Below are 828 nucleotides of genomic sequence, written 5' to 3' on the forward strand. Positions count from 1 at the left end.
GAATACCAGGGCTTGAGATGACCCGCTCCATCTCACGCAATGGCTTCAGCCAGGTAACGGCGGTCTTCACCGACCGCACCGACATTTACTTCGCGCGCCAGCAGGTGACGGAACGGCTCGCACAATCGCGCGACAGCCTGCCTTCCAACGCGCAGCCGATCCTAGCACCGCTCAGCACCGGGCTCGGCGAGATTTTCTTCTATTCGGTCGCCTTCCGTCACCCCGACGGCAAGGGCTTGAAGACGGTCGATGGGAAGCCGGGCTGGCAGTCGGACGGCAGCTATCTCACGCCCGAGGGCGAACGCCTGACCACCGAGCTGGCGAAGGCGGCATATCTCCGCACGGTGCAGGATTGGATCATCCGCCCACAGATGCGCGCCGTGCGCGGCGTCGCCGGGGTTGATTCCAACGGCGGCTATGTGAAGCAATATCTGATCGAGCCAAACCTGAACGCGCTCGTTAGCTATGGGCTATCGGTGACGGAGTTGGCGGACGCGATGGAGCGGGCCAATCTCTCTGCCGGCTCCAATTACGTCCGCCGTGCCGGCGAGAGCTTCCTTGTCCGCGCCGATGCTCGCCTCAAATCGATCGATGACATTCAGGAAGCCGTCGTGGCAACCCGGAACGGCGTTCCCATCCGCGTCAAGGACGTGGGCCAGGTCGTGATCGGCGGTGCGGTCCGCACCGGATCCGGCAGTCGCATGGGATCGGAAGCGGTCATCTCGACCGTGCTGATGCTGGTGGGCGACAACAGCCGCATCGTCGCGACCGATGCCGCCGAGAAGCTGACGCAGATCAACAAGGCGCTGCCGCCCGACGTGTTCGCCG

General features: G+C 64.1%; 1 protein-coding gene. It reads left to right on the plus strand.

Translation table 11 applies throughout. The annotated features are described in order from the left end of the window. The coding region (locus AX685_RS11825; RefSeq protein ID WP_197418587.1) for an efflux RND transporter permease subunit at positions 1-828 on the plus strand (828 nt) is incomplete at both ends.

It is taken from the genome of Sphingomonas sp. CCH9-F2 (assembly GCF_001556735.1).
Lineage (GTDB): Bacteria > Pseudomonadota > Alphaproteobacteria > Sphingomonadales > Sphingomonadaceae > Sphingomonas > Sphingomonas ginsenosidimutans.